This window comes from Bacteroides sp. NSJ-48 (assembly GCF_014287405.1).
Classification (GTDB): domain Bacteria; phylum Bacteroidota; class Bacteroidia; order Bacteroidales; family Bacteroidaceae; genus Bacteroides; species Bacteroides stercoris.
Genome location: NZ_JACOOD010000101.1, coordinates 1 through 1,734, shown reverse-complemented (window position 1 = coordinate 1,734; position 1,734 = coordinate 1). Strand labels below are relative to the sequence as shown.

General features: G+C 35.2%; 3 protein-coding genes. All 3 read left to right on the top strand.

Annotated elements, in window-relative coordinates; translation table 11 throughout:
* Positions 1-138: 138 nt before the first annotated feature.
* The 3 genes from H8S52_RS19590 to H8S52_RS19580 all read left to right on the top strand — a co-directional run bounded on the left by H8S52_RS19590 (position 139) and on the right by H8S52_RS19580 (position 1,586).
* On the top strand, positions 139-591 hold the full coding sequence (locus H8S52_RS19590; protein WP_141981524.1) for a DUF4375 domain-containing protein: 453 nt from the start codon (positions 139-141) through the stop codon (positions 589-591).
* 61 nt (positions 592-652) lie between these two features.
* A complete protein-coding gene (locus H8S52_RS19585; protein ID WP_074857136.1) occupies positions 653-1,057 on the top strand; it encodes a hypothetical protein in 405 nt (134 codons plus the stop codon).
* Positions 1,058-1,133: 76 nt separating this feature from the next.
* Positions 1,134-1,586: a DUF4375 domain-containing protein gene (locus H8S52_RS19580; RefSeq protein WP_141981524.1), complete on the top strand. Its 453-nt coding sequence runs from the start codon at positions 1,134-1,136 to the stop codon at positions 1,584-1,586.
* The last annotated feature ends 148 nt before the right edge of the window (positions 1,587-1,734 follow it).

Here is a 1,734-nt window from a genome sequence, read left to right as displayed (position 1 = left end):
ATACATTTTCCTTTCGTTGTTTCTCTTTGTTTTAGAGGCTTTTTATAGTAAAGGGAAAATATAAATATACCATTAACAACGCAGGATAACGGCAAGCCGTTCCCTGCTGAACCATTATCTATAACAAAAGCAATAAGAATGGAAAATTTAGAACAATATTGGGAGCAATCCTTTTCCCCTATTGGACGTAAGTTTACAGAAATTCGTCCCAATTATCAAGATATGGGGGAAACAGACAGTATGGTCGCCGCATTATATTGGCTGGAACTTGAAATGTATAATGGTGGATTTCTTCAATTCTTCTGCAATTGGGGCTATGATGCTTATTTGCTTGCAATCAAAGGACTGGGAGCAATTAACGCAACATATACAGAACAACTTCTTATACAGGCATACAGCATCATCCAAAGATTGGAAAATGACAGTCAATTACAAAAGCTATGGGATATTCCCAAGCATTTGACAGAGAACGAAATCACCAAGTTGAATAAAATAGACGAGGAATATTGGGAAGATAAGGAAAATATTATGCGGCTTATGCTTCTAAAATTCCATTCTGATTCAGTTGAAAATATAGATAACGAAGCGTGATAACGCTTGACAGCGTTCCCCGCTATCCCATTAGTAATAACTTGATAAACATAAACGAAGTATGAATGTAAATGAGATTATTTCTAAAATCAACGATATGAATCTTCAATCCGAAGAAGATTTGCAAGAGGTAGAATCTGTTTTAACTGAAATGGATAATGCTTTAATCGAGCCTTTATTTAGATTACTTGAAAGGCATCCACATTTCAACTTTGGCAATCCCGGTCGTGTAGTCCATTATTTGGAAAAATTTGATAATAATACTTATGCTCCTTTTTTATATGCTTCTATTCGTAGAGTGCCTACTGAATATAATATATGGATGCTTAACAGATTCTTAAACTCTCTTGACACTTCCGAAAAATCAGAAGGTATAGTGATTTTAGAAGAAACATTGCAGAAAGATATTGATGAAGGACTTAGAGAATGGGTGAATGAATGTTTGGATGAACAGAAAGAGGAATGAATTATTACTAACAAGCCAAGATAGCTGCTAAACGCAGCTCCTTGTCAAGCCATTATCTATAACAAAAGCAATAAGAATGGAAAATTTAGAACAATATTGGGAGCAATCCTTTTCCCCTATTGGACGTAAGTTTACAGAAATTCGTCCCAATTATCAAGATATGGGGGAAACAGACAGTATGGTCGCCGCATTATATTGGCTGGAACTTGAAATGTATAATGGTGGATTTCTTCAATTCTTCTGCAATTGGGGCTATGATGCTTATTTGCTTGCAATCAAAGGACTGGGAGCAATTAACGCAACATATACAGAACAACTTCTTATACAGGCATACAGCATCATCCAAAGATTGGAAAATGACAGTCAATTACAAAAGCTATGGGATATTCCCAAGCATTTGACAGAGAACGAAATCACCAAGTTGAATAAAATAGACGAGGAATATTGGGAAGATAAGGAAAATATTATGCGGCTTATGCTTCTAAAATTCCATTCTGATTCAGTTGAAAATATAGATAACGAAGCGTGATAACGCTTGACAGCGTTCCCCGCTATCCCATTAATGGTAATTAAGTATGATAGATTATTTATTTTTCAAATTTTATAGGCTATGGAAATACAGTTCTTATTCCGAAATAGCGGTTTATGCAGCTTTGTTAATTCTCGCTGTATTTCTG

Excerpts from the sequence above, each read along its gene's own strand:
- H8S52_RS19590 (WP_141981524.1), top strand. The coding sequence starts at position 139 with ATGGAAAATTTAGAACAATATTGGGAGCAATCCTTTTCCCCTATTGGA.
- H8S52_RS19585 (WP_074857136.1), top strand. The coding sequence starts at position 653 with ATGAATGTAAATGAGATTATTTCTAAAATCAACGATATGAATCTTCAA.
- H8S52_RS19580 (WP_141981524.1), top strand. The coding sequence starts at position 1,134 with ATGGAAAATTTAGAACAATATTGGGAGCAATCCTTTTCCCCTATTGGA.